The 3,730-nt window shown below is 53.0% G+C and carries 2 protein-coding genes, 1 tRNA gene and 1 pseudogene; 3 read left to right on the top strand and 1 reads right to left on the bottom strand.

Annotated elements, in window-relative coordinates; genetic code table 11:
- Positions 1–744: 744 nt before the first annotated feature.
- Both KBX14_RS11105 and KBX14_RS11100 read left to right on the top strand, forming a co-directional pair.
- Positions 745–1,029, top strand: a pseudogene (locus KBX14_RS11105) (transposase); the annotation flags it as partial.
- 103 nt (positions 1,030–1,132) lie between these two features.
- Complete coding sequence (locus KBX14_RS11100; protein ID WP_083329376.1) at positions 1,133–1,564, top strand: hypothetical protein; 432 nt, start codon at positions 1,133–1,135, stop codon at positions 1,562–1,564.
- Positions 1,565–2,109: 545 nt separating this feature from the next.
- On the opposite strand, the gene KBX14_RS11095 is transcribed toward KBX14_RS11100, so the two are convergent.
- Complete coding sequence (locus KBX14_RS11095) at positions 2,110–3,282, bottom strand: Ig-like domain-containing protein (RefSeq protein ID WP_256042558.1); 1,173 nt, start codon at positions 3,280–3,282, stop codon at positions 2,110–2,112.
- A gap of 217 nt (positions 3,283–3,499) precedes the next feature.
- Here KBX14_RS11095 and KBX14_RS11090 point away from each other — a divergent pair.
- Positions 3,500–3,575: transfer RNA gene (locus tag KBX14_RS11090), tRNA-Lys, on the top strand.
- Positions 3,576–3,730 lie beyond the last annotated feature (155 nt).

The following is a 3,730-nucleotide window of genomic DNA, read 5'->3' as shown; positions in this document are numbered from 1 at the left end:
AAACCATATCTGGTTGTTGGCCGAGGTCATCCCAGGAAACCAGATAGATTTATACACACAAAATGTCCCTTAAGCCAAGAATTGTTCCCGGAGCTTTCGATGAGCGGGGAACGTTCTTCATGGACAGGCGTCGAGACCTGGGAAAACACATGTGCTAGTCGACCGAAATGGGCCTGAAACCCAAAAAAGTTCCCGGGCTCAGTGGTGATTTTCGCCTTACTACCCATGAAGATAGTTGGAAGGAAGTTGAGTGATATTCATGACTGGTTCAAGTTATCGATCAAGAGTATTTGGATATAATTTTAGTCGGATCGTACTTATCTTCGCAGTACTCTTATTGTGTGTCTACTTCTTGACCAGAAGAGATCAAACCGCCTTTATCACATGCGGTCTTTTAGTGTCTCTGGCAATTTTCTTTAATGTCGGGGTGTTGCTGAATGATGAAATCCTTCGGATTTCAGTTCTTGGCATTCCAGTTAGCAACGTTCGTTTGGAATCTCTGAAGGGGGCGGAGATCCTTCCCTCGGGCCCCATACTCGAATCCCAAACGTTTGGGGTTCACTTCCTGGATGGCACTATTTCATTCCATGCCGGTTCTGCAAATATCCTCCTACACCGCAATATCGGAAGACCCATTCGCTTGACGGTTAAAGACCCAGAGGAATTTTTACACCTCCTAGCGGAGAACTCCGCTATTCGACCCGCTTCTCACAGTTAAGCCCCCGGTGCCGACACAACTGGCAACCAAAAGCATACCTCGAAGAGCTACTCACTCAAGCATCACCCGATCTGTCGCGTCAGATGCTCGGTGATTTCATCAACCAAATTCTATCTTCCCAAGACGATACTGTCGGCAGCGCTGACTACGGCACCACCAGCGACAACCGCGTCAACCACCGCAACGGCTACCGCCACCGACTACTGGATACACGGGTCAGCACCGTCGATGTGGCTATCCCGAAACTACGCCACGGTTCCTTCTTGTCTGACTGGCTGTTAGAACGACGAACCTGTAGCGAACGTACCATGTAGATAAGCCTCTGGGCACTAAAGTACTCAGAGGTACTATGCAGTTGGTATGGACTGCGGAAGCTGCATTGACTGTCAGTAGCGCGAATACGAGGAGTAAAACATGGTAGACAATTGGAACATAACGTCTTTTGCCTATTACATGAATTCGCTTTTAAAGCGGTATTTTGCTCAAGAAAACCTCATTTCTTCCGGAGCTGTCGAGCTACGGGCAGCTTGGAGAACGGCTCAGTACGTCTACTGCGTATTCTCAGTAATGTCCACGAAAGGACTTGCGTATGTTGGCATGGAAATGCCCCCAATACCGAGTACTGGGGGAGTCTCATCGGAAGAAGATACTGCTGTCAAGGCCTGGGCAGATCAGCTTGCCGGTGATCCATTCGCCGGGGATTTAGACTACGGTTGCGGAGATAAAATAAAATGGCTCGGAACCGTTAACGACAACACGCCTCAACGCTTTATAGAATTGAGGAGAGCGAAGGCAGACAAAAAGATGGGCACAGAGCTTTATATTCCACGAACCGGCCACGGTTAATCATTTACCCCCTGCCTCACCGCGCCTGTTTTAATCTATGTTTTTCTCAATATTGAACCACTGGGGAACCACGTCGCTGCCATCATTGGACTCACGTAGCGGGAACATTGTCTTCACCCCACGTGGCTCTAGTCCGCCAGGGACCCACACTGTAGTTTCTATTACTGCTCGAAGTTCGAACGATCTGCCAGGTCCAATCTTCTTTCCGTCATTTGTACGGAGAGCCTCATAGATAGGAGTTTCATAGATACGGTCGGTACCTTCCATCCTCGCTTCGCAGAGCCCTTTAAAGTACTTGTTTATCGTATATAGGTTCCAAATTCCGTGCTTATGCCTGATCTTGTCATAGCCCCAAGGACCCCCTTTTCCCCTTTTAGCATCCGGGGTGTACCAACCGCGTCGTAGTACCACAGGGGTCCCGCACCTGTCCCGAGTAGACAGCACCACGTCATCAGTGTAGTCATTACCTCCAGCGATTCCGCTGCCTTGTAGGGTAGGTGCATCTTGTTCGAGTCCTGCTCGGGAACTTTTTCTAACAGACCGACTTAAGCGTTCGGGTCCTTTGAACCGCCGGAGCGCTGCTCCCAGTCCAGGTTCCAGTAGCCAAGGCCGTCGTAGCCGTTGAGGGTGCCACCGTTCGTATTCTTCACAACGACCGGATCGCCCCGCTTCACGGTCTCTTGGAACCACTGCGCGTCCGCATACGTAGCGTTGACGCAGCCGTGCGACTGGTTCGTGGCCCCCATCGCCCATACCGCCCACGGTGCGGAGTGGACGTAGATGCCCGAGTAGGACAGCTGGGTGGCGTAGTCGACCGGGGTGACGTAGCCGCCCTGCCCCAGCCCGAGGCCGAAGGTGCGGGAGTCCATCACGAGTGAGGTGTGCTCGTCACCGACGACGTAGGTGCCGTTCGGCGTGTCGTACTGGAAGTCAGTACCAAGCGAGACCGGGAACGAGCGGATCTGCTCACCGTTTTGGTAGACACGCAACACCTTTTCATTGTTGTCGATGACGGTTTTCACCTCATCGCCGATTTCAAAGGTGGTTTCGTTGTCCTGCGCACCGTAAACACCGCCGCCGAGGTCCTTGCCGTAGAGGTCGGCCGTCACCTTTACCGTGGTGCCGGGCTCCCAGAACTCTTTCGGGCGCCAACGCAGCTCGTATGGGTCCAGCCAGAAGAAGCCACCCTCGGTGTCGTTCGAAGTCTCAATATCGATGAGTTCCTCGAGCGCCTTCGTGTCCTGGATGGGGACGTCGAAACGGAAGGTGATTGCCTGCGCAACACCGACCGTCGAACCCTCCAGCGGGCCCATGTAGACGTTCGTGGTTGCCGCCGGAACGACCGTGGAGAAGCTCACGGTCTTCTTCTGGCCAGCCTTATCCTTCGCCACGATGGTGTAGTAGCGGCCGTATCCGAGCGGTTCGGTGACTTCCCATTCGGTGTGGTCGTCATTGAAGGACGATTCGATAACTTTGCCGTCCTCATTCGTCATCTCGACTTCTTCGAGTCCGGCTTCAGACTTCACCGTGATCGGGTCGAGGGGTTCGACGTCGGTCTCCTCATCTTTCACCGAAAACGCCGGCGGCTCAGGCTTGACGGTCGTCTGACCAGTGGTTTCCGCCACCTGATTGATGCCCTGACCCGCGTCTGACGAGCACCCAACCACACCCACCGCCAACACAGCGACGAGACCAACACCCATGAGAGACCGGCGCATGTTTGTCACGTTTCTCGCTTCCTCACAACACCCGAAGTTTTAGCAACCAACAACACTATCGCCCCAGCGCAACGAAACGCTACTTTACAGCGACCCGAAACGATAACCGTTCCATAACGATCGAAAATAACCACGCTGACCTGGCGATTTTACACCTTGCAAACCTTAGTGTTACTGTATTCAACGTTGCCAACGAGGACAGCCTCCAAGACAACAAGCGCCATTAGCTCAATTGGCAGAGCAACTGACTCTTAATCAGTGGGTTCGGGGTTCGATTCCCTGATGGCGCACCACCTTAACCCCCTGACCAGCGGGAACAGTACCGTAGGCCAGGGGCTTTTCGTATCTTAACCCAAATCCCCCATAAATTCGGGTTAAGCGACAAAATGTGTGTCTGCTATCGGCGTGTCGCGGGGTTAGATGTGGCCTTTTTGGATGCCGATTGAGT

The sequence above is a fragment of the Corynebacterium sp. CCUG 61414 genome, assembly GCF_024453945.1.
Taxonomy (GTDB): Bacteria; Actinomycetota; Actinomycetes; order Mycobacteriales; family Mycobacteriaceae; genus Corynebacterium; species Corynebacterium pseudogenitalium.
The sequence above is the reverse complement of the archived record's forward strand: the minus strand, read 5'-3'. Positions and strand labels throughout refer to the sequence as shown.

Coding starts and splice junctions, on each gene's coding strand:
- KBX14_RS11100 (WP_083329376.1), top strand. CDS start 1,133: ATGGTAGACAATTGGAACATAACGTCTTTTGCCTATTACATGAATTCG.
- KBX14_RS11095 (WP_256042558.1), bottom strand. CDS start 3,282: ATGCGCCGGTCTCTCATGGGTGTTGGTCTCGTCGCTGTGTTGGCGGTG.